At 56.1% G+C, this 19,890-nt stretch carries 22 protein-coding genes, 1 tRNA gene and 3 pseudogenes; 18 read left to right on the plus strand and 8 right to left on the minus strand.

Annotated features, from left to right (window positions below; genetic code table 11):
* Positions 1 to 213: 213 nt before the first annotated feature.
* The 9 genes from thrS (at position 214) to AC07VV_RS25450 (ending at position 7,667) form a co-directional block, all read left to right on the plus strand.
* A complete protein-coding gene (gene thrS / locus AC07VV_RS25410; protein WP_096821278.1) occupies positions 214 to 2,136 on the plus strand; it encodes a threonine--tRNA ligase in 1,923 nt (640 codons plus the stop codon).
* The gene (gene infC / locus AC07VV_RS25415; protein WP_170929410.1) at positions 2,136 to 2,687 is read left to right on the plus strand and encodes a translation initiation factor IF-3; all 552 of its coding nucleotides are present in this window, start codon (positions 2,136 to 2,138) and stop codon (positions 2,685 to 2,687) included. Before thrS ends, infC begins: the two co-directional genes overlap by 1 nt.
* A gap of 60 nt (positions 2,688 to 2,747) precedes the next feature.
* Positions 2,748 to 2,942 carry a 50S ribosomal protein L35 gene (gene rpmI / locus AC07VV_RS25420; RefSeq protein WP_002553160.1) on the plus strand — a complete coding sequence of 65 codons (195 nt, stop codon included), beginning with the start codon at positions 2,748 to 2,750 and terminating at the stop codon, positions 2,940 to 2,942.
* Positions 2,943 to 2,970: 28 nt separating this feature from the next.
* Positions 2,971 to 3,327, plus strand: coding sequence for a 50S ribosomal protein L20 (rplT, locus tag AC07VV_RS25425; RefSeq protein WP_007913489.1), 357 nt, complete (start codon positions 2,971 to 2,973; stop codon positions 3,325 to 3,327).
* 109 nt (positions 3,328 to 3,436) lie between these two features.
* Positions 3,437 to 4,453: a phenylalanine--tRNA ligase subunit alpha gene (gene pheS, locus AC07VV_RS25430; protein WP_085732504.1), complete on the plus strand. Its 1,017-nt coding sequence runs from the start codon at positions 3,437 to 3,439 to the stop codon at positions 4,451 to 4,453.
* A gap of 26 nt (positions 4,454 to 4,479) precedes the next feature.
* The gene (gene pheT, locus AC07VV_RS25435; RefSeq protein ID WP_495037804.1) at positions 4,480 to 6,858 is read left to right on the plus strand and encodes a phenylalanine--tRNA ligase subunit beta; all 2,379 of its coding nucleotides are present in this window, start codon (positions 4,480 to 4,482) and stop codon (positions 6,856 to 6,858) included.
* A 3-nt stretch (positions 6,859 to 6,861) separates the two neighbouring features.
* The gene (gene ihfA, locus AC07VV_RS25440; RefSeq protein WP_002553164.1) at positions 6,862 to 7,164 is read left to right on the plus strand and encodes an integration host factor subunit alpha; all 303 of its coding nucleotides are present in this window, start codon (positions 6,862 to 6,864) and stop codon (positions 7,162 to 7,164) included.
* A complete protein-coding gene (locus AC07VV_RS25445; RefSeq protein ID WP_003179985.1) occupies positions 7,145 to 7,501 on the plus strand; it encodes a MerR family transcriptional regulator in 357 nt (118 codons plus the stop codon). Before ihfA ends, AC07VV_RS25445 begins: the two co-directional genes overlap by 20 nt.
* An 89-nt stretch (positions 7,502 to 7,590) precedes the next feature.
* Positions 7,591 to 7,667: transfer RNA gene (locus AC07VV_RS25450), tRNA-Pro, on the plus strand.
* On the opposite strand, the gene AC07VV_RS25455 is transcribed toward AC07VV_RS25450, so the two are convergent.
* The gene (locus AC07VV_RS25455) at positions 7,631 to 7,843 is read right to left on the minus strand and encodes a hypothetical protein (protein WP_495037805.1); all 213 of its coding nucleotides are present in this window, start codon (positions 7,841 to 7,843) and stop codon (positions 7,631 to 7,633) included. The genes AC07VV_RS25450 and AC07VV_RS25455 overlap by 37 nt on opposite strands.
* A gap of 110 nt (positions 7,844 to 7,953) precedes the next feature.
* Between AC07VV_RS25455 and AC07VV_RS25460 the strand changes: the two genes are divergently transcribed.
* The 3 genes from AC07VV_RS25460 (at position 7,954) to AC07VV_RS25470 (ending at position 9,269) form a co-directional block, all read left to right on the plus strand.
* The gene (locus AC07VV_RS25460; RefSeq protein ID WP_495037806.1) at positions 7,954 to 8,094 is read left to right on the plus strand and encodes a hypothetical protein; all 141 of its coding nucleotides are present in this window, start codon (positions 7,954 to 7,956) and stop codon (positions 8,092 to 8,094) included.
* A gap of 539 nt (positions 8,095 to 8,633) precedes the next feature.
* Complete coding sequence (locus AC07VV_RS25465) at positions 8,634 to 8,903, plus strand: hypothetical protein (RefSeq protein WP_495037807.1); 270 nt, start codon at positions 8,634 to 8,636, stop codon at positions 8,901 to 8,903.
* Between the two features lie 126 nt (positions 8,904 to 9,029).
* Positions 9,030 to 9,269 carry a hypothetical protein gene (locus AC07VV_RS25470; protein WP_495037808.1) on the plus strand — a complete coding sequence of 80 codons (240 nt, stop codon included), beginning with the start codon at positions 9,030 to 9,032 and terminating at the stop codon, positions 9,267 to 9,269.
* Between the two features lie 51 nt (positions 9,270 to 9,320).
* Here the strand turns inward: AC07VV_RS25470 and AC07VV_RS25475 are convergent.
* Positions 9,321 to 11,361: pseudogene (locus tag AC07VV_RS25475) on the minus strand (DNA cytosine methyltransferase).
* Between the two features lie 61 nt (positions 11,362 to 11,422).
* Between AC07VV_RS25475 and AC07VV_RS25480 the strand changes: the two are divergent.
* Both AC07VV_RS25480 and AC07VV_RS25485 read left to right on the plus strand, forming a co-directional pair.
* A complete protein-coding gene (locus AC07VV_RS25480; protein ID WP_495037809.1) occupies positions 11,423 to 11,875 on the plus strand; it encodes a hypothetical protein in 453 nt (150 codons plus the stop codon).
* Positions 11,876 to 12,066: 191 nt separating this feature from the next.
* On the plus strand, positions 12,067 to 12,327 hold the full coding sequence (locus AC07VV_RS25485) for a hypothetical protein (RefSeq protein WP_495037810.1): 261 nt from the start codon (positions 12,067 to 12,069) through the stop codon (positions 12,325 to 12,327).
* Here the strand turns inward: AC07VV_RS25485 and AC07VV_RS25490 are convergent.
* A pseudogene (locus AC07VV_RS25490) lies at positions 12,324 to 12,628 on the minus strand (hypothetical protein). The gene AC07VV_RS25485 and the pseudogene AC07VV_RS25490 sit on opposite strands and share 4 nt — an antisense overlap.
* A gap of 146 nt (positions 12,629 to 12,774) precedes the next feature.
* On the opposite strand from AC07VV_RS25490, the gene AC07VV_RS25495 reads away from it, so the two are divergent.
* Entirely contained in the window at positions 12,775 to 13,638 is an 864-nt protein-coding gene (locus AC07VV_RS25495; protein WP_495037811.1) for a hypothetical protein, read from the plus strand.
* 46 nt (positions 13,639 to 13,684) lie between these two features.
* Here the strand turns inward: AC07VV_RS25495 and AC07VV_RS25500 are convergent, their stop codons facing one another.
* Positions 13,685 to 14,302, minus strand: coding sequence for a siphovirus Gp157 family protein (locus AC07VV_RS25500; RefSeq protein WP_495037812.1), 618 nt, complete (start codon positions 14,300 to 14,302; stop codon positions 13,685 to 13,687).
* The gene (locus AC07VV_RS25505; protein ID WP_495037813.1) at positions 14,299 to 14,787 is read right to left on the minus strand and encodes a hypothetical protein; all 489 of its coding nucleotides are present in this window, start codon (positions 14,785 to 14,787) and stop codon (positions 14,299 to 14,301) included. The genes AC07VV_RS25500 and AC07VV_RS25505 overlap by 4 nt, the downstream gene beginning before the upstream one ends.
* Between AC07VV_RS25505 and AC07VV_RS25510 the strand changes: the two are divergent.
* A pseudogene (locus tag AC07VV_RS25510) lies at positions 14,725 to 15,022 on the plus strand (phage tail protein); the annotation flags it as partial. The gene AC07VV_RS25505 and the pseudogene AC07VV_RS25510 sit on opposite strands and share 63 nt — an antisense overlap.
* A gap of 87 nt (positions 15,023 to 15,109) precedes the next feature.
* On the opposite strand, the gene AC07VV_RS25515 reads toward AC07VV_RS25510, so the two are convergent.
* The gene (locus AC07VV_RS25515; RefSeq protein WP_495037814.1) at positions 15,110 to 15,439 is read right to left on the minus strand and encodes a hypothetical protein; all 330 of its coding nucleotides are present in this window, start codon (positions 15,437 to 15,439) and stop codon (positions 15,110 to 15,112) included.
* Positions 15,440 to 15,776: 337 nt separating this feature from the next.
* On the opposite strand from AC07VV_RS25515, the gene AC07VV_RS25520 reads away from it, so the two are divergent.
* Complete coding sequence (locus AC07VV_RS25520; protein WP_495037815.1) at positions 15,777 to 16,166, plus strand: hypothetical protein; 390 nt, start codon at positions 15,777 to 15,779, stop codon at positions 16,164 to 16,166.
* Between the two features lie 52 nt (positions 16,167 to 16,218).
* Here AC07VV_RS25520 and AC07VV_RS25525 read toward each other — a convergent pair whose 3' ends face one another.
* Positions 16,219 to 16,428, minus strand: coding sequence for a hypothetical protein (locus AC07VV_RS25525; protein WP_096821281.1), 210 nt, complete (start codon positions 16,426 to 16,428; stop codon positions 16,219 to 16,221).
* Positions 16,403 to 18,022: an RNA repair transcriptional activator RtcR gene (rtcR, locus tag AC07VV_RS25530; protein WP_495037816.1), complete on the minus strand. Its 1,620-nt coding sequence runs from the start codon at positions 18,020 to 18,022 to the stop codon at positions 16,403 to 16,405. Before rtcR ends, AC07VV_RS25525 begins: the two co-directional genes overlap by 26 nt.
* A gap of 205 nt (positions 18,023 to 18,227) precedes the next feature.
* On the opposite strand from rtcR, the gene AC07VV_RS25535 reads away from it, so the two are divergent.
* Positions 18,228 to 19,775, plus strand: a complete 1,548-nt coding sequence (locus AC07VV_RS25535) for a vWA domain-containing protein (RefSeq protein WP_495037817.1) — start codon at positions 18,228 to 18,230, stop codon at positions 19,773 to 19,775.
* Positions 19,776 to 19,890 lie beyond the last annotated feature (115 nt).

Consider the following 19,890-nt stretch of genomic DNA (forward strand, 5'->3'; position numbering starts at 1 on the left):
CAGGCTCCGGATGACCTTCAGTCCCGGAAGCGGCGACGTACGAATACTCTGATTTGAATCCCAGTCACTCTGGTTCGGTTTTCCGGTTGGCCGCAAGGCTCCTGCCGCTGTAAGGCAGGCGTTCGTCATTGAATGGCCTGGATCGGATCTTGTACTGGCTCATCCCAACCCACGTGACCTTTGGTAGGGGTCACCACTAGGAGAGGAGGCGCCATGCCAACTATTACTCTTCCCGACGGCAGTCAACGTTCATTCGATCACCCGGTTTCCGTAGCCGAGGTCGCCGCCTCTATCGGTGCAGGCCTGGCCAAGGCCACCCTGGCCGGCAAGGTCAACGGCAAGCTGGTCGACGCCTGCGACATCATCGACAGCGACGCAACGCTGCAAATCATCACGCCAAAGGATGAAGAGGGGCTGGAGATCATTCGCCACTCTTGCGCCCACCTGGTTGGCCATGCGGTCAAGCAGTTGTACCCGACGGCCAAAATGGTCATCGGTCCGGTCATTGACGAAGGCTTCTATTACGACATCGCCTTCGAGCGTCCTTTTACGCCGGACGACATGGCGGCCATCGAACAGCGCATGCAGCAGCTGATCGATACCGATTACGACGTCATCAAGAAAGTCACTCCGCGTGCCGAAGTGATCGAAGTGTTCAAGGCTCGCGGCGAAGACTACAAGCTGCGCCTGGTCGAGGACATGCCGAACGAGCAGGCCATGGGCCTGTACTATCACGAAGAATACGTCGACATGTGCCGCGGTCCGCACGTGCCGAACACCCGCTTCCTGAAATCCTTCAAGTTGACCAAGCTGTCCGGCGCCTACTGGCGCGGTGATGCCAAGAACGAGCAATTGCAGCGCGTTTACGGCACCGCTTGGGCTGACAAGAAGCAGCTGGCTGCCTACATCCAGCGAATCGAAGAAGCTGAAAAGCGCGATCACCGCAAGATCGGCAAGCGTCTGGGCCTGTTCCACACCCAAGAAGAAGCGCCGGGCATGGTGTTCTGGCACCCGAATGGCTGGACTCTGTACCAGGTGCTCGAGCAGTACATGCGCAAGGTGCAACGCGACAACGGCTATCTCGAGATCAAGACGCCGCAAGTCGTTGACCGTAGCCTGTGGGAAAAGTCCGGGCACTGGGCCAACTACGCCGACAACATGTTCACCACTGAGTCGGAAAGCCGCGACTACGCGATCAAGCCAATGAACTGCCCTTGCCACGTGCAGGTGTTCAACCAGGGGCTGAAGAGCTACCGCGAACTGCCGATGCGTCTGGCCGAGTTCGGTGCCTGCCACCGTAACGAGCCGTCGGGTGCGCTGCACGGCATCATGCGCGTACGTGCATTTACCCAGGACGACGCCCACATTTTCTGCACCGAAGAGCAGATGCAGGCCGAATCCGCCGCGTTCATCAAGCTGACCATGGATGTTTACCGCGACTTCGGCTTCACCGACGTCGAGATGAAACTGTCCACTCGTCCGGAAAAACGTGTTGGCTCCGACGAGCTGTGGGATCGCGCCGAAGCTGCTTTGGCCGCGGCCCTTGATAGTGCGGGCCTTCCGTACGATCTGCAGCCGGGCGAGGGCGCTTTCTATGGTCCGAAGATCGAATTCTCGCTGAAAGATTGCCTCGGTCGCGTGTGGCAATGTGGTACTTTGCAGCTCGATTTCAACCTGCCAGTGCGTCTTGGTGCCGAATACGTCTCCGAAGACAACAGCCGCAAGCATCCGGTCATGTTGCACCGTGCGATCCTCGGTTCGTTCGAGCGTTTCGTCGGGATTCTGATCGAGCACTACGAAGGTGCATTCCCTGCGTGGCTGGCGCCAACCCAGGCAGTGATCATGAATATCACTGATAAACAGGCAGATTTTGTTGCTCAGGTCGAAAAAACTCTCAACGAAAGCGGGTTTCGTGCCAAGTCTGACTTGAGAAATGAAAAGATCGGCTTTAAAATCCGCGAGCATACTTTGCTCAAGGTTCCATATCTCTTGGTTATTGGGGATAAGGAAGTCGAGATGCAGACTGTCGCTGTGCGTACTCGTGAAGGTGCTGACCTGGGCTCGATGCCCGTCGCCCAGTTCGCTGAGTTTCTCGCGCAAGCGGTTTCCCGGCGTGGTCGCCCAGATTCGGAGTAATTATTATTAAGCGTGAAATGAGACAAGATAAACGAGCTGCACCGAAAGCCCCGATCAACGAGAATATCTCGGCACGCGAGGTTCGGTTAATTGGCGCTGATGGCGAGCAGATTGGCATCGTCTCGATTGATGAAGCGCTTCGTATTGCTGAAGAAGCAAAGCTTGATCTGGTAGAAATCTCTGCAGACGCAGTCCCACCGGTTTGCCGTGTGATGGACTACGGCAAATCGATCTTCGAAAAGAAGAAGCAGATTGCTGCGGCGAAGAAGAACCAGAAGCAGATTCAGGTAAAAGAAATCAAGTTTCGTCCAGGGACGGAGGAAGGGGATTACCAGGTAAAACTGCGCAACCTGGTACGTTTCCTGAGTGACGGGGACAGGGCCAAGGTATCCTTGCGATTCCGCGGCCGTGAGATGGCCCACCAGGAGCTGGGGATGGAACTCCTCAAGCGGGTTGAAGCTGACCTGCTCGAGTACGGTTCGGTCGAACAGCATCCTAAGATGGAAGGACGCCAGCTGATCATGGTCATCGCCCCGAAAAAGAAGAAGTAATCAACAGGGCACGGCAGGCCTTCTGATTATGTTTATCAACTGAATGCGGAGTATCCGAACATGCCAAAGATGAAAACGAAAAGTGGTGCTGCTAAGCGGTTTCTGAAAACTGCTAACGGTATCAAGCACAAGCACGCTTTCAAGAGCCACATCCTGACTAAAATGTCGACCAAGCGTAAGCGTCAACTGCGCGGTAGCAGCTTGCTGCATCCGTCTGACGTGGCAAAAGTCGAGCGCATGCTGCGCCTTCGTTAATTTTAGTCAAGAATAGAGGAAGTAACTCATGGCTCGTGTAAAGCGTGGCGTCATTGCCCGTAAGCGTCACAAAAAAATTCTGAAACTTGCTAAAGGCTACTACGGTGCACGTTCGCGCGTATTCCGTGTTGCCAAGCAAGCGGTAATCAAGGCAGGCCAATACGCCTACCGTGACCGTCGTCAGAAAAAACGTCAGTTCCGCGCTCTGTGGATCGCTCGTATCAACGCTGGTGCTCGTGTTAACGGTCTGTCCTACAGCCGTTTCATCGCTGGCCTGAAAAAAGCGTCCATCGAGATCGACCGTAAGGTTCTGGCTGATCTGGCAGTGAACGAAAAAGCGGTGTTTGCCGCGATTGTCGAGAAAGCTAAAGCCACCTTGGCTTAAGTACCCCCGACAGTCACCCGGCCCCACCTCTGTGGGGTCAGGTGGTAAACGTCATAAATAGGGGAAGAGCCTTCAAGCTCTTCCCCTATTTTGTATCTGGAGTCTGTACATGGAAAACCTGGATGCGCTGGTCTCTCAAGCACTAGAGGCTGTGCAAAGCGCTGAAGATATCAATGCCCTGGAGCAAATCCGGGTTCAATACCTTGGCAAAAAGGGTGAATTGACTCAGGTGATGAAGACCCTGGGGAATTTGCCGGCAGAGGAGCGTCCGCAAGTCGGCGCCCTGATCAACGTTGCCAAGGAGCGTGTCACAGGCGTTCTCAATGCGCGCATGGCTCTGTTTGAGGAAGCCGAACTGGCTGCCAAACTGTCCGCCGAGTCCATTGACGTAACCCTGCCGGGCCGTGGTCAGACCTCCGGTGGTCTGCATCCGGTAACCCGGACTCTGGAACGTATCGAACAGTTCTTCACCCACATCGGCTACGGCATTGCCGAAGGCCCTGAGGTCGAAGACGATTATCACAACTTCGAGGCGCTCAACATCCCAGGCCATCACCCGGCCCGGTCGATGCACGACACCTTCTATTTCAATGCGAACATGCTGTTGCGCACCCATACCTCGCCGGTACAGGTCCGCACCATGGAATCGCAACAGCCGCCGATCCGCATCGTCTGCCCAGGCCGTGTGTATCGCAGCGACTCCGATATCACCCACTCGCCGATGTTCCACCAGGTCGAAGGCCTGTTGGTCGATCGCGACATCAATTTCGCCGACCTGAAAGGGACTATCGAAGAGTTCCTTCGGGTGTTCTTCGAAAAGGAACTGGCGGTGCGTTTCCGTCCTTCCTACTTCCCGTTCACCGAGCCATCCGCTGAAGTCGACATGGAATGCGTGATGTGCAGCGGTAAAGGCTGCCGCGTCTGCAAGCAGACCGGCTGGCTGGAAGTGATGGGCTGCGGCATGGTTCATCCGAACGTGCTGCGCATGTCCGGGATCGATCCGGAAGAGTTCTCGGGCTTTGCCTTCGGCATGGGCGTCGAGCGTCTGGCCATGCTGCGTTACGGCGTGAACGACTTGCGTCTGTTCTTCGACAACGACTTGCGGTTCCTTGCGCAATTTCGCTAGTCGTAACGAATTCTTAGGAGAGCAGGATGAAATTCAGTGAACAATGGCTGCGTGGCTGGGTTAGCCCGCAGGTAAATCGCGACGAGCTGGTTGCTCGTCTGTCGATGGCCGGTCTTGAGGTCGATAGCGTTACGCCGGCCGCCGGTGCTTTCAGTGGCGTGGTGGTGGGCGAGGTACTGAGTACCGAGCAGCATCCTGACGCCGACAAGCTGCGTGTGTGCCAGGTCAGCAATGGCACGGAAACTTTCCAGGTCGTGTGCGGTGCGCCAAACGTGCGTCCGGGCCTGAAGATTCCGTTCGCGATGATCGGTGCCGAGCTGCCGGGCGACTTCAAAATCAAGAAAGCCAAGCTGCGCGGCGTCGAGTCCAACGGCATGCTGTGCTCGCAAACCGAGCTGCAGGTCGGTGAAGGCAACGACGGTCTGATGGAGCTGCCGGCCGATGCACCGGTGGGCGAAGATTTCCGCGTTTATCTGGAGCTGGAAGACGCCAGCATCGAGGTCGACCTGACCCCGAACCGCGGCGACTGCCTGTCCCTGGCCGGTCTGGCTCGTGAAGTCGGTGCGTTGTACGACGCTCCGGTCACTCGTCCCGTGGTTCTCACGGTTCCTGCCGTGCACGACGAAGTGCGCTCGGTCGAAGTGCTGGCGCCTGCCGCGTGCCCGCGTTACCTGGGTCGTGTCATCCGCAACGTTGACCTGTCCAAGCCGACGCCGCTGTGGATGGTTGAGCGTCTGCGTCGCGCCGAAGTGCGTAGCATTGACGCTGCGGTCGACATCACCAACTACGTGATGCTTGAGCTGGGTCAACCGCTGCACGCATTCGACCTCGCTGAAATCAACGGCGGCATTCGTGTGCGCATGGCTGAAGAAGGCGAGAAGCTGGTATTGCTCGACGGTCAGGAAGTCAGCCTGCGTAGCGATACGCTGGTAATCGCCGACCACACTCGCGCTCTGGCGATTGCCGGTGTGATGGGTGGCGAGCACAGCGGCGTGTCCGCGACCACTCGTGACGTGTTCCTCGAAAGTGCATTCTTCGATCAGATCGCTGTGGCGGGCAAGGCTCGCTCCTACGGCCTGCACACTGATGCTTCGCACCGCTACGAGCGTGGCGTGGACTGGCAACTGGCCCGTGAAGCCATGGAGCGCGCCACAGGTCTGCTGCTGGAAATCACCGGTGGTGAAGCGGGTCCGATCATCGAGACCGTCAGCGAGCAGCACTTGCCATCGATCGCGCCGATCACTCTGCGCGCTCAGCGGATCACCCAGATGCTGGGCATGGAAATGGATTCGGCCGAAGTCGAGCGTCTGCTCAACGCTTTGGGTCTGAAAGTTTCCGCCGAAGGGGCAGGGCAGTGGCGCGTAGAAGTGCCGAGCCATCGCTTCGATATCAGCCTGGAAGTCGATCTGATCGAAGAGCTGGCGCGTCTGTACGGTTACAACCGTTTGCCAGTTCGTTATCCGCAAGCTCGTCTGGCGCCGCAAGCCAAGGCTGAAGCGCGTAGCGATCTGCCTGAGCTGCGTCGTCTGCTGGTTGCTCGTGGTTATCAGGAAGCGATCACTTACAGCTTCATCGATCCAAAACAGTTTGAGCTGTTCAATCCGGGTGTTGAACCACTGCTGTTGGCGAACCCGATCTCCAACGACATGGCTGCGATGCGTTCGTCGCTGTGGCCGGGTCTGGTCAAGGCGCTGCAGCACAACCTCAATCGTCAGCAGGATCGCGTCCGTCTGTTCGAGAGCGGTCTGCGCTTCGTCGGTCAGATGGAAGGCCTGAAGCAAGAGCCGATGCTGGCTGGTGTTGTCTGCGGTAGCCGTTTGCCGGAAGGCTGGGCGCAAGGTCGCGATACCGTGGACTTCTTCGACGTCAAGGCCGACGTGGAAGCGGTGCTGGGTTTTGCCGGTGCGCTGGATTCGTTCACCTTCACTCCGGGCAAGCACCCGGCGCTGCACCCGGGTCAAACCGCGCGCATCGAGCGTGAAGGGCGTGAAGTTGGCTTTATCGGTGCGATTCACCCTGAGCTTTCGAAATCCCTCGGTCTCGACCGTCCGGTCTTCGTTTTCGAGCTGGTTCTGGCTAAAGTGGCGTTGGGCAAAATGCCTAAATTCCACGAGTTGTCGCGCTTTCCTGAAGTACGTCGTGACCTTGCACTGATTGCGCACAAAGACGTTGCGGCCTCGGCTGTACTGGACGTAATCCGTGAAAATGCAGGCGAATGGCTGACAGACCTCAGGCTATTTGACGTGTATCAGGGTAAAGGTATTGATCCTGATAGAAAAAGCCTCGCAGTCGGCTTGACCTGGCAGCATCCATCGCGCACTCTTAATGACGATGAGGTGAATTCGACGACGCAAAATATCCTCACCTCGCTCGAACAAAGGTTGAACGCCACGTTAAGGAAGTGACGTATGGGGGCTTTGACGAAAGCTGAGATGGCGGAACGTCTGTATGAAGAGCTGGGCCTGAACAAGCGGGAAGCCAAGGAATTGGTAGAACTGTTTTTCGAGGAAATCAGGCACGCTCTTGAAGACAACGAGCAGGTCAAATTGTCGGGTTTCGGCAATTTCGACCTTCGGGACAAACGCCAGCGGCCTGGCCGCAACCCGAAAACGGGGGAAGAAATCCCGATCACGGCTCGCCGTGTGGTCACCTTTCGTCCAGGGCAGAAGTTGAAAGCCCGAGTTGAGGCTTATGCTGGAACCAAGTCATAACGACGAACTACCCGTCATCCCGGGCAAACGCTACTTCACCATCGGTGAAGTCAGCGAGCTGTGTGCGGTAAAACCACATGTGCTGCGCTACTGGGAGCAGGAGTTTCCTCAGCTCAACCCCGTCAAACGCCGCGGAAACCGCCGGTATTATCAGCGCCAGGACGTGCTGATGATCCGGCAGATCCGCGCGCTCCTTTACGATCAAGGGTTCACCATCGGCGGCGCGCGCCTGCGGCTGTCCGGTGATGAGGCCAAAGACGACACAACCCAATACAAGCAAATGATCCGTCAGATGATCGCCGAGCTCGAAGATGTTCTGGTGGTTCTCAAGAAATAATTTCCTGCTTTTAAATACTTCCAGTTTTCAAAAGCTTGCGATATATTCTTGAGCGTTCTTCGAGATGGAGAGCGAGTTTCACGCCTAGTCGGGGCGTAGCGCAGTCCGGTAGCGCACTAGCATGGGGTGCTAGGGGTCGAGTGTTCGAATCACTCCGTCCCGACCATAATTCCTGAGTAAAATCAGACAATTAAGCCGATCAGTTAGATCGGCTTTTTTGTGCCTGCGCAAAACTTCCCGGTGATTTCTCTGATATTGAGGTCTGGAATTGCCTCTGAGCGTGCCGTTCTCGCCCCAGCGACGGCGCTGGAACTCACTGATCTTGATCTGCTCTTTTTTCATGGGATGCTCCACGCCGCCGGTGGCGGCAGAAGGTGGTGATGGGGTATGCCGCCCGCTTAAACCTGTGGGCTTTGTGGTTAAATGAGATGAATTCTTAAGGAGAGGGGACGATGAAAAAGGCATTTCAAAATCCGATGTTCTTAACCGGGTTGCCGCTGACAATCTGCGGCCTTGCGATTACTGCGCCGGGCCTATGGATTCCAGGTCTGGTACTGATGGTCGCCGGCTTCGCGAAGGTAAAATGCTCCTGATTTCATCGCCATGGCCCCTTGTAGATGAGCTAGGCCATGTAGAGCGGGGCACCTCCAGCGAGAACGGGAAGCAGTGTAGGAATCAGGAAGATCATGGCGTCACCTCGCGAGCCGCCCACTGCACATAGGGGCCGTCTTCAGTATCGAAAATTCAGAGCAGGAGCCAGTCGTACACCAGCGGCGCTTCTGGTCCCCATCCGAGGCAGTTGCAGGCTTCTTCATCCCAGTAGGGGTGTGATTCAAGGTCTGCGTCCATGTGCCAGCGGACCACCCACAGACCTTGGGCTTCGAGCCATGTCTTCCAGGCTTCAGTGTCTTCATCAAAATCCGGGATGTTGGGGTGAAACCAATACCCGTCCGCGTCTCGCCCGACTTCTACGGGCCAATCAATTTTTCTTCAGGCATGACTTCGTCCTTGCCGCTATAGCAGCTGACTTTGATGGTAGGGGAGGTTGTTGGGGTTGGGCAGTCTTATTGGCGCGATTGCTTGAATTGGGCTATTCGTTAAAGTCTGGTATTAGCTTGGGCAGGAGGTATGTATGAGCAAGAAGGGTGGAACCGGCGGTGGTGATGTTCCGTGGCCTTGGCCGACAACCTTACAAAATGACGGAGACGACTACACACCTTGGCCAGCATCGAAACCTGGAGCGCCTGCTGCGATCAAGGATTTGTTAGGCCGGAAAGTTAGGATTGTCCATAAAGGTGACAAGCAACCACAGGGATATGAGCCGGGGCGAGTTTCATTTTTGGTGGATGATGATGGACGAATAGTGAACGTTTTTTTTGAAAGCGGCTTGCCCACAAAATAGCGGCTTATTAATTCGACATTTTTGTTTTCTTTGGGCATGGGGCGTCCTATGCCGGGACATGCCCGGGTGGTGGATGGAAGTTAGGGATCAGCTAGAGTTAGGTTTTTGATCAACGGAGTGGAGAAAATGATTCATTCGTTGGAATATCCAGAAATATCAAAAGTGGTAAAAGTCAGCACTGGACTAGTTCAAAACTGCTCTGTCTGCTCTGAGCAGCTAGATGCCAGCGAGGATTTTGCTGCGGTGGTAAACCATTACCTTTTGAAGCATGCGTGGGTTTTACTACATGTCGGTCATGAAACGTCACATGCAGAAGATGGTGCAGGGCTTTGGACGGACACTATTGCAGTGTTGGGGCAGAAGTAATTCTTAAAGTTGCCAGATTGCGATTCATTGCGCGAGCGATTGATAGCGGTACTACGCAGCTTTCGTTTGGCATTCGGCAGTGCGCCATGTGTTGTTCGCCCTTGCCAGAGCTGCCATCGGTGGCGGGCTGACGCTGTTGCCGCACATGTGCGCCTGCTGGGTCTTCGTGAATGGCTTGCCGTCGGCGTCGCGGTTGATGATGTAGTCGGCGGGGAAGCCTTGGGCCTTTTGCTGCTCAGCCGGTTGCAGCATCCACAGGCAGATGTCGACGATCACGTACGGCGTGCCCTTGACGGTTACCAGGCCCAGCCGATCCTTGGTGGTGATGGTTGGCGCTGGCGCGTCGGCGGCGCTCATGTTCTCGGTGCCGTAGTAGCTGATCAGGAATGCCGCGCCCCGCAGTGCACCGGATACAACTTCTGGCGAGAGCTGCAGCTCGACCAGCGAGCTCTTGCCGCCACCGCCGGCGGTGATGGTTGGCGCTGGTTCGTCCACGCCTTGGCCCACGCTGGCGCCGAACTGACGCTCCATGAATGCGGTGACTAGGCCGTGGTGAGTGCCGCTGGCGATGATGTTCTGCAGCGGATCGGCTGCGCGCGCAGGTACACCGAGTTCGCGGTCACCAGTTGCTGCTGGCTGCCGTGTTGGTCACCGTTGTCATCGGGTCCTCGATGCTCTTGGCGGCCGTGGTGTTGAAGCCACCATTCATCTGGGCCATGAACACCGTGGAGATGCCCATGGCGTGGGCGGCGCCGGCCGGGCGCTGGTAATTGCCGCCGCTGGTGATGGTCGGCAGCGGCTCGTCGAGTGCCTTGCCTTCATCCGAGAACCGGAACTTCACCAAGTGCGCCGCTGCGAGTGCTTGGTGGTTCTGGGTCATCAGCGTGCCGACTGGCTGATCGGCTGACGCCGGTTTGCCGCTGTATGCAGGTCCACCAGCACCAACCATCACCGGGCTTATGAGCGTCAGCTCGCCGCGATTCGCGCAAGTGATCGTCGGCACCGAGGCGTGAGGGTCGTTGATTCTGTCGCTCCCCTGATGGGTTGCTGGCGCGATGATTGGGCTGGCCATGGCGAACGATCCGCCGCGCGGCCAGGACGTCACGGCGCGCAGCGACTCGTTTGCAGACTGCACGCTTTCGCCGGACCAGTTCGCGATCGGCACTATGAACGGGTCGGCGGCATCGATGACGAACTTCTTCATTCCCTTGGCGATCCGGCGCAGGGTTGTGGGTGCCAGCGACTTTGCCCGATCGAAAATGCTTTTGCTCGGGATGCTCCAGTCGTTGCACTCGGCGGCGGTGCGCCACTTCTTCTGGCCCTTCGCTGGATTCCTCGCATGCGTTGGCTCAGGCCACACAATCGGCTGACCATCGCAGCGGGCGATCATGAATATGCGCTCCCTGCTGGTTGGCGCTCCTAAGTCGCAGGCCTTGATTACTCGCCATTCAACGGCTTAACCCAGACGCTGCAGCTGGGCGACGAACACGGTCCAGGTCTGACCGCGGCGTGCTGGATCTGGAACCAGAAACTGCTGGCTGACCGGTACAACTTCGCCAGGCTCAGCAACTCCGCCGCCCAGTTTCACCACCCGGCCGGTGGTCTTGCAGCGCTTGGCGATCAGAGGCCCCGACTGGAGGATCTGTTTCACGTTCTCCAAGCGGATGACCCGAGGCTTTTTCTTGCTGGCCCACTTCAGACCGATCCATGACAGGTTCCAGATCTCACGCTTGCGCGGCTGACCGGCGGCGGCTTGACTGTGGTGCGTGCAGTCCGGCGAAATGTGGAACCTGCCCACGGCCTTCCCACCGCACTCGGTGTCCGGATCACCGTCGAATACATCGGTGGTGTAGTGCACGGCGCGAGGGTGGTTCACGGTGTGCATGCTGATCGCCGCGGCGCTGTGGTTCTTCGCGACATTCACCGCGTGGCCCAAGCCCATCTCCAGTCCAGTCCAGTCCAGTCCAGTCCCGGCGCCACCGCCACCGCCACCGCAGAAGAAGTCGACAACGATCTCATCGTCCTGAGTGCTGAAGCCGAGTCCGTATTGAGTTTTGAAATCGAAGGGGTGTTTCTTCTGTTGTGCGGACATAGGGGATCCTCGTCGCTATAGTTATTTATTGAGTTGAGAGAGTGTGAAAATGGAGCGAGTGATGCTTTTCGAATTGGTAACCGCTTTCAGAGTTGCCGTTGCAAGAGAGTGTCTTGTAGGGTTCCCCGAGGGCTTGGAACTCACACCGAGATTTCCAAAAGGCGCTTGCAAAGACGTATCGAGACTTCTCGCGGCCCACCTCGCTGACAATGGTTTTCCAGGCTCACGAATGATTGAAGGAGATGCAGGTGGGGATCGCGGTGAGCTAGGTAGTCATGCGTGGCTTGCGCTTGGTGAGCTGTGGATCGACATAACTGGAAGCCAATTTGAGGGGTACCAGCAACCAGATGTTTTGATTGCTTCTGGTGATGACTTCTTGAAAACTTGGGATCCCGTCGAATCTGATGCGAGTGCGGATTTCCGAATAGCTTATGACGTGTCTGGCTATGAGGGTTGGCTTGGCATTTACTCGGATGCCTACACTCGTATTAAGAAAAGCATGCGATTTCGATAACAGGTGTGTGGCGGGAAGTGCTGCAGCACCCACGGCGCAAGCCGGAATTTGGCACCGGGGTAACGGCTGACCGGTGCGGTGATGGTCATATTGAGTTCCATGTGCACGCCTGCCTCGCCGGCTGGCGTGATTTGTAGAAGTGGGGTATTCGTATTCGGCCCGGCATGGGGTCGGATCAAGGAGAGCTGGCGATGCAAATACACGGCGTTGTTCGTGCCATTAACCCACGCCGGGGAATGGTCGGCGTATGGGTGGAAGAGCAGAACGGATATACGATCATCGAAATGCTTTCATCGCACGAAATTGAGCTTGGCGATCAAATGACGTGGTCGGACGGCTACATGATGGGCGGTTGCCAATACCGCAACATCACGAAAGGGTGGGTTTCAGAGGTCTACGTTCAGAACCATGACGTGAACGCCCAAAACCTCAAACAGCAACTGTTGGCTTAGTCGTCGCGACCGATGCGAAGCTCTTCTCGGTCGAAAGCCTGTTTCAATTTCCGCAACACGTTTTCGTTTATCACGTATTCGTGTCGCGGCGGGGTGAGCAGGGGGAGGGCGCCGCTGGGGCCAAGGCCGTGCAGAAGGTGAATCATCAGCGTGATCGCCTCGCCCTGTTCCTCGATTCCGCTAGGGCTTGGTGCGTACCAGGCAAGCAGTGGAGCCTGATTTCTTCTTCGCCGCGGCTTTCTCTGAGCGTTCCGCGTTGCTCTTGGCCATGGCCTACCTCTTCAACTCCGCTGGCCGGCAAGTCCTGCCGGGTATGTCGTAAGCACTGACCTATGGCGATTATGCGCCGCTCTCGATCTGTGGATACGAAATAGTGGCAAATTGATTTCACTTGAATGAGAATATTGCGTCGTCATTGACGCGAGAGTTTTTATTTATGGAGATGAGATGAAGCAATTTACACTGGTGATACTTATTGTTTTTTTTATTGGATTTAGTGCGATTTCTTTGTATCGGGTGGTGTGCTTTAAGAAGGAGGTGGGAAGTAGTGATGACGTGCAGCCTCTGAATAATATATTTGTGATATGGCTGGCGCTGACAGTGGGGGTTGTAGTCGTTTCGGTATTTGCATTACTGTATAATATTGAACTGCATTTGAATAATAATATAGGTCAGATTGGCGACTTTATTGGCGGACTTCTCAATCCGGCCTTGAGCTTTTTGGCGCTTTTAGTTCTTTTGCGAACGACTTTAATACAAACAATCGAGGCTAAGAAAACTACTAAATTTATGGGGGCTCAGCAGAAGATACTTGAGATGGAGAAATTTGAGAATACGTTCTTTCAGCTGGTTGATAGGCTCGAGAAGTACTGTGAAACCCATTTAAGGGTGGATGGAGAGGTGGCGGGTATAACCGTTGTTACTAAATGCGCTGACGATTTGCTGGAAAAAGTAGCAGAATTTGATGGGCTTCATCCATTCACTCAGTACAGACTCGCAAAAAAACACAGTACCGCTTTGTTGGATAATGATACATATATTGGGTTTATGCTTCGTGCTGTCAGAGTAATGAAGCTGGTTGATAGGGCGAAGTTAAGTGTTTCCATTCGTCGGAGCTATATGGGGATCCTTAGGGATACTATGCTTCCAGATGAGCGGATTGCGCTGTCCACATTTCTTTTCTTTGAGGGTAAAGTGGCCAGGGCATTGATGAGAAAGTGGGATGTGGATTTTCTTAATAAAAAATTCTATGTTTGCAGTGTTGTAAGTGAGTTTTTTCAAGGAGGATCTGTACGTAGAGCTTGGAACTAACAAGTTTCACTTTAATCAACCGCCTCGCTTACTCCCTGATTCGACTTCATAGCGAGTCCGCCATCTTGCGTAGTGCCTTTCGTTCAACCGCAGATATTGGCTTCGAGGGCCGCTTGAGGACAGTTTCAGGGGTTGCCCAATCCCGCCGCGAAGGCTTGGGCTTCATCCGAGCCGTCGGCAATTCCTTGAAGGCGCTGCCGGGGCGCTTCCAGAATTCGGCTATCGCGGCGGCGATCTCATCGTTGTGATCGCGGATTTCCTTGAGCCGGACGGCGATGATTTTTTTGTCAGGTGTAATCACGCTCTTCAACGAGACAAACTCATCGGGCACGGCTTGTTCGTTGTCGACAATGACCTTCTCAGGCGAAAGGGCGAGAGTGATGGTGAACAGTGGCCGCTTGATCGACTTGATGTCTGCGGCCTCCATGTTTCGGCGAAGGTAATCACTGAGCTGGCCCACGGTTTTTTTCTTGATGCGTTTGAGCTCGTTCAGGCGGTCGACCTCCTTGTCGGTGGCGTCGATGTCACCTTCGATGTTGCGGCGCAGCATGACGACGTTGTCGGCCTTCACTTCGAACTCACCCTTGATGCCATCCATGGTGTCTTGGATAGCCAAGGCCGCGAGTGCAGCTATCTGCTCATTCCGTTTGTAGAGGTCAGTCATGCTGCACCTTCCATAGCGTCTTCAAGGTCTGCTTTGCAGGCTTCCTTGGCGGGGGTGAATTTGAGTTTGTGGGCTGCGAGCTCTGGATCGGTTTTGCGCAAGTCCAGCTTGTGCATCGCCGATTTGTAGAGCTGTTCCAACTCGTTGAGTGACTGTGCGGTGCCGATCAGGCGGAGCGTGTCGGCCAGCCACTCACGGTACTCAACAGCCAGACGCTTTTTCGCTTCGATCTTGTCCTCGGCGCGCTCGATTTCGGCTTCACCCAAGCGCTCGTTGACGAAATGAAAGTCGTCGTAAAAACCCAGGCGAACATCGGCGGATAAGCCCAACTGGCTCAGGCACTTGCCGATCGCATCAATAAGGGATTTTTTCGGGGCATCGAAGTCAGTGCTGATGCTTCCGAATTTGTTCTGAGTAATGAAAGGTGTGTGACGTACTGGGCGCAGGGCCAGTTGGTGGTGCAGGCTGACATGCCGCGCGCGCAAGACTTCGATTATGTCTTCACGAGGGCCAGCGTCATCGACGGCAAGTTCTCCTACGGCAGCGCCTCGGCGAAAACCGGTACACCCGGGCCCTGGTCAGCTACGACAACCCTGCCAACAACTACGACACTGACGTCATTCCGTTCGCCGACCTGGATCAGCAGCGCCGCTATGGCGACAGGCGACCGAGCTGAGCGCGATTGGCTGCACCCGTGCGTCCGAGGCCCAGCGCCGAGGCTAGTGGCCAATCAGAGCGACCGACTGATCCTGACGGTCAGCCGATCGCGGCTAAGCATTACGACTCAACTGGTTCTATGCGAATCAGTCAGGAGACGTGTCCAATATGCTCAATAAACGCAATGCGTTCCCCTCCGTAGAAAATTTCAACCGTTTTGTAGTTTGGCGAGCTCGGGGTTATGACTTGATCAAACCTGGCTTGTGTCCAGCTTATTTGTTGAATCCAGTTTCCTGGTCGTTGGGCCAAATGCAAATCCAATATCAGTGCTTCCGCGACAATACCTTGAGGGGATCGTCTGACAAGGATGGCCTTGACTCCAGGATTGGCAACTTCAACATCGCCAACTACATGGAAGTCATCAGGTTTTGGTGGCATTGTGTTCAGCCATGCGTACCAGTCTTTGCTTTTAATCGTCATTTTCTATTCCTTGAGAAATGAAACTCGAAGCTTGAGGTACTGCTGTTCCGTATGGCGCTTCGTATGCCACCGAATGGAGTGCCTGACGCCGCTCGAATTTCCCATATTTGAATTAGCGTTGAAGGCATATCTGACAGGTGTAGACGAGGAATAGGATCCGGTTCCTCGGTCAGGACGAACGGTACTCAACGACGCCGCTGGGCTTTACGTTTTCTTTGGGTCACTGCAACAGCTTGTGCTGTTGGCTGGTGATACAGGGGCGGCTCGAATCGGTCGATATCAGGAACTCGGATGATGCCGGCAGTTCGTTATAGTTAATCTGGAGGCGATGAAAGGGATGGAGCACACGAGCAACACCCTGATTTTCCTAAAGCGTTTCCGCTACTTGATACTAACCTTGATGGTTGCAGGAGCTCTGGTAAATGCCTTTGTGCGCTACACGGGAGAATGGGGTCTGTTCTGGCTGTCTCTGGCAATGCAAGCTTGGTTTATGCAGGCCGTCTTCGCTTACCTGCGAGGCGGTTGGGTAGCCATTGGGCCGGGTGGTTTAGCTAAAGATGCCAGTCCGATTGGCAGAGCGATCTTGGCGGCAACAGCGTTTGGATTGTACTTGCTGATGTTCGGTTACGACGGCCATAAACGCGAAGACTCTATTTATGAGCGGCGCGCTTCGGACTGGACCATGCCGACTCGCGAGGAAATCGGCCGATCTTCCGAGCGCAAGTGATTCATGTTGTTGTAGATTGTCCCAGGTCCGGTTGTCTGTCTTGGCGTTCATCTTAATGGAGCGTCGCAGCCCTGCGACTTTCTCCAATCCTGATTCTGTCGAGTGCCCGATTCAACGCATCCAGCGCGTCAAGGAGTGCCTTGGCTTCGGCCTCGCGTCCGTCACCCCAAAGGCGTTCCGCCATTTTGTTCAGGGTCTGGATAGAGCGTTCTATTTCGGCAGCGGTCGCTGCTGTTTTACTTTGCGGCTGATTCTTTGGCATCGGTCACCTGGCTCCATTCAATCCCAAACCGTCCCAGATACTTTCTCAATCGGTCCGCATCATTGGGCTGCGCCTTCGCCTGGCGGGACACGCCGAACAAGCGTCTGCCGGCATCCGACAAGCTGTCTGACTCTCTACACACTGCCAGTACGGCCTTCAATTGCAATCGGTCAAACAGGTCCATGCCTTCGGCGTCTCCCGGCAAATCGTCCGTCACACCTGCCGGTTGCTTCAGCCCCCAGGCGTAGCGAAGTCGATCAATTTCTTCCTGCACTTGCGCTTCATCAATTCGGCCGCTGTCGGCCAGTGTTGCCATGCGTGTGATCGAGGCTGAAAGTTCGCGAAAGTTGCCCAGCCACGCCGCTTCGCGTGAACTGGCGAAGGTCAGATAGCGCCTGCGAGCTTCAAGGTTGAAACGTACTAACTGACCGTGCTCGCGTGCGTGGCGCTCGAGTTCGAAATCGATGTTGGGTTCGATGTCTTCTCGACGGCCGGCCAGGCCGGGCAGATCAAATGTCCAAAGATTGATTCGTGCGTACAGGTCTTCCCGGAACAGGCCCTCGGCAACGCGACTGCGCAGGTCGCGGTGAGTGCCGGCAATGATCAGGAAGTCACTGTCGACTTCCTTGTCCGAGCCGAGCGGGAAGAAGCGCTTCTCTTCGATGGCCTTGAGCAGCATGGCTTGTTCGTCTGCGCCCAGTTCGCCGATTTCGTCAAGAAACAACATACCGCCGTCGGCGGCGCGCAACAGGCCGTCGCGGGCATTTTGCGCGCCGGTGAAGGCGCCTTTGACGTGGCCGAACAGGGCTGACATCGCGCCGTCGCCGCGTAGAGTGGCGCAGTTCACTTCAACGAAGCGTCCTTGCATTTGATGGCGGCCGCGCTTGAGTTCGTAGATCCGTCGGGCCAGGAAGGATTTACCGGCCCCGGTCGGGCCGATCAGCAACATCGGCGCTTTCGAGCGCACGGCGACGCGTTCAATCTGTTCGATAGTTCGGTTGAACGCGGCGTTGCGTGTGGCGATGCCGGATTTAAGAAACTCCAGGCCTTCGAGGCGTTTGTTGGTAAAGCGAGTGGCAATGCGATCGTAGCGCGACAGGTCGAGATCGATCAGCGCGTGAGTGCCGGTGGCCGGCTCATCTTCGCTCTTGCGGCGGGCGGGGGAGGTCTGGATCAGTCGTGCCGGCAGGTAGCGCGCCTCGGTCAGCAGGAACCAGCAGATTTGCGCCACATGGGTGCCGGTGGTGATGTGGACCAGATAGTTCTCACGCTCGGTATCGAAGGTGTATTCGGTGGTGAAGTCATGCAGCGCGCCATAAACCTCTTCGAAATCCCACGGGTTACGCAGCGCCATCGGGTGCAAGCGGACCTCGGTTTCGGGCGATACCTGGCGAATGTCTTCGCGAACTCGCTCGGCAAGGCTGGCGTCTCGGGCGTCTGTGCCGTGAATCAGTTCCAGTCGATGAATCAACACATCCGGCTGCTGGCACAGGCCCACGCTCGGGCGCCAGTGGTTCCAGCGATTGGCACCTTTGCCCACGCGATCGAGGGTTGCTCCGATAAAACCGATGGCAACAGTGCGCTTGCTTTGCATGGCTATCTCAAAAGATAAAAGACGATATTCAATGATAGTGTTCGGCGAATCGGTTTGTCGTGCTTAACGTTAGGAGATCATCGCGATAAAAATAAATATCTATATAAATCAAATAGTTAAATTATTTTCTGATGATTTTTTCAAAGCTGGCACGGCGGCTGCAATACCTCTTGCAACGAACAGGACAACACAGCGAGACGCCACGATGGCCAATTTCAACCTCTTCAACACACAATCGAACAACCTGCCGGCGTGCGACACCTTGAATGCTTCCGGAGCGGCCGCCTATGCCTATACGCCCAAGCATCAATTGGCCCAGTTGGCAGTGACCGGTTGTCTGAACCAGACCTTTTACGCAACGGCTGAAAACCAGCTGGATCAGGTGTTGAAGCTGGTGGCTGAACTGGACAGCCGTTTTGTGGCCAACGCCGCAATATACGCCCGCCAAAAGGGCCATATGAAAGACATGCCGGCCTTGTTGTTGGCGGCGCTGACCGCCCAGCGCTCGGTGCTGGTACCGGAGGTGTTCGGAGGGATCGTCGACAGTGGCAAGATGCTGCGCAACTTCGTACAGATCCTGCGCAGTGGTGCCACGGGGCGCAAATCCCTCGGCTCGCAGCCCAAGCGGCTGGTGCAGAACTGGCTGAACAGCGCGACCGAGCGGCAACTGCTGCAAGCGTCGATCGGTAATCAGCCCTCGTTGGCGGATGTGGTGAAAATGGTTCATCCCAAGCCTTCCGAAGTCTGGCGCGAAGCATTCTTCGCCTGGCTGATCGGCAAACCTGTGGATGTGCAGGCATTGCCGGAACTGACCCGCGATCTGCTGGCGTTCCGCAGTGGTGCAAGTGATCAGGTGCCTGAGGTGCCTTTTCAATTGCTCGGCAACGAAACCCTGAGCAGAGAACAGTGGGCTGCTCAAGCGCGAAACATGGGCTGGCAGGGGCTTCGCATCAACCTCAACACCCTGGCGCGCCAAGGTGCCTTTGAAGTGCCGGGTTGCACCGAATACGTGGCCGCACGGTTGGCGGATCCCGAAGCAGTCGCCAAGGCGCGGGTGTATCCGTACCAGTTGCTGACGGCGTATCGAATGATCGGTGATGACGTCCCGGCGCCGATACGCGAGGCGCTGCAAGATGCACTTGAGCTGTCGTTGACCAATGTGCCGAAGCTTGAAGGCGCGGTGGTGGTCTGCCCGGACGTCTCCGGCTCGATGGGCAGCCCGTTGACCGGATACCGGCAGGGCGCGACCACGGCGGTGCGCTGCATCGATGTGGCGGCGTTGATCGCGGCAGCGGTGTTGCGCAAGCAACCGGCTGCACGAGTGATGCCGTTCGAGGTCGACGTGGTGGATATCACGCTCAACCCGCGGGACAGTGTCATCAGCAATGCCGAAAAGCTTGCGGGCATTTTCGGTGGTGGAACCTGCTGTTCGGCGCCGCTGAAGAAGCTGGCGGACAGCAAGGCCAAAGTCGATACGCTGATCATGGTGTCGGACAACGAATCCTGGATCGATGCGCGACGTCGAGGGGCGAGTGAAACGATGCTGCAATGGGAGCGGATAAAGCGGCTCAACCCGCAAGCACGCCTGATCTGCATCGACCTGCAGCCGGGTTGGGCGACACCGGCGGCGGATCGCGACGACATCCTGAATGTCGGCGGTTTCAGTGACGCGGTGTTTGATGTGATCGAGCAGTTCACCGCCGGCCGGTACGGCCCGCAGCACTGGGTCGAAGCGATCGAACGTATGGAATGAAGCTGAACAATTGATTTGTCACGGGCACTGAATGCCGGTGGGACTACATCCAAGACGTCTCATCAAACCCTTGTCAGTGCGCGTGACGGCACGAATGCCGATGGCTGTACATCTG

The organism is Pseudomonas sp. GW821-FHT02C04, from assembly GCF_059421845.1.

What these genes read in the sequence shown, in the direction of transcription:
- pheS (WP_085732504.1), top strand. Translation starts at nt 3,437, where the DNA reads ATGGAAAACCTGGATGCGCTGGTCTCTCAAGCACTAGAGGCTGTGCAA.
- AC07VV_RS25455 (WP_495037805.1), bottom strand. Translation starts at nt 7,843, where the DNA reads ATGAAAAAAGAGCAGATCAAGATCAGTGAGTTCCAGCGCCGTCGCTGG.
- AC07VV_RS25460 (WP_495037806.1), top strand. Translation starts at nt 7,954, where the DNA reads ATGAAAAAGGCATTTCAAAATCCGATGTTCTTAACCGGGTTGCCGCTG.
- AC07VV_RS25470 (WP_495037808.1), top strand. Translation starts at nt 9,030, where the DNA reads ATGATTCATTCGTTGGAATATCCAGAAATATCAAAAGTGGTAAAAGTC.
- AC07VV_RS25500 (WP_495037812.1), bottom strand. Translation starts at nt 14,302, where the DNA reads ATGACTGACCTCTACAAACGGAATGAGCAGATAGCTGCACTCGCGGCC.
- thrS (WP_096821278.1), top strand. Translation starts at nt 214, where the DNA reads ATGCCAACTATTACTCTTCCCGACGGCAGTCAACGTTCATTCGATCAC.
- pheT (WP_495037804.1), top strand. Translation starts at nt 4,480, where the DNA reads ATGAAATTCAGTGAACAATGGCTGCGTGGCTGGGTTAGCCCGCAGGTA.
- AC07VV_RS25485 (WP_495037810.1), top strand. Translation starts at nt 12,067, where the DNA reads ATGCAAATACACGGCGTTGTTCGTGCCATTAACCCACGCCGGGGAATG.
- AC07VV_RS25445 (WP_003179985.1), top strand. Translation starts at nt 7,145, where the DNA reads ATGCTGGAACCAAGTCATAACGACGAACTACCCGTCATCCCGGGCAAA.
- rplT (WP_007913489.1), top strand. Translation starts at nt 2,971, where the DNA reads ATGGCTCGTGTAAAGCGTGGCGTCATTGCCCGTAAGCGTCACAAAAAA.
- AC07VV_RS25535 (WP_495037817.1), top strand. Translation starts at nt 18,228, where the DNA reads ATGGCCAATTTCAACCTCTTCAACACACAATCGAACAACCTGCCGGCG.
- AC07VV_RS25465 (WP_495037807.1), top strand. Translation starts at nt 8,634, where the DNA reads ATGAGCAAGAAGGGTGGAACCGGCGGTGGTGATGTTCCGTGGCCTTGG.
- AC07VV_RS25495 (WP_495037811.1), top strand. Translation starts at nt 12,775, where the DNA reads ATGAAGCAATTTACACTGGTGATACTTATTGTTTTTTTTATTGGATTT.
- AC07VV_RS25525 (WP_096821281.1), bottom strand. Translation starts at nt 16,428, where the DNA reads ATGCCAAAGAATCAGCCGCAAAGTAAAACAGCAGCGACCGCTGCCGAA.
- AC07VV_RS25520 (WP_495037815.1), top strand. Translation starts at nt 15,777, where the DNA reads ATGGAGCACACGAGCAACACCCTGATTTTCCTAAAGCGTTTCCGCTAC.
- AC07VV_RS25515 (WP_495037814.1), bottom strand. Translation starts at nt 15,439, where the DNA reads ATGACGATTAAAAGCAAAGACTGGTACGCATGGCTGAACACAATGCCA.
- rtcR (WP_495037816.1), bottom strand. Translation starts at nt 18,022, where the DNA reads ATGCAAAGCAAGCGCACTGTTGCCATCGGTTTTATCGGAGCAACCCTC.
- rpmI (WP_002553160.1), top strand. Translation starts at nt 2,748, where the DNA reads ATGCCAAAGATGAAAACGAAAAGTGGTGCTGCTAAGCGGTTTCTGAAA.
- ihfA (WP_002553164.1), top strand. Translation starts at nt 6,862, where the DNA reads ATGGGGGCTTTGACGAAAGCTGAGATGGCGGAACGTCTGTATGAAGAG.
- AC07VV_RS25480 (WP_495037809.1), top strand. Translation starts at nt 11,423, where the DNA reads ATGCTTTTCGAATTGGTAACCGCTTTCAGAGTTGCCGTTGCAAGAGAG.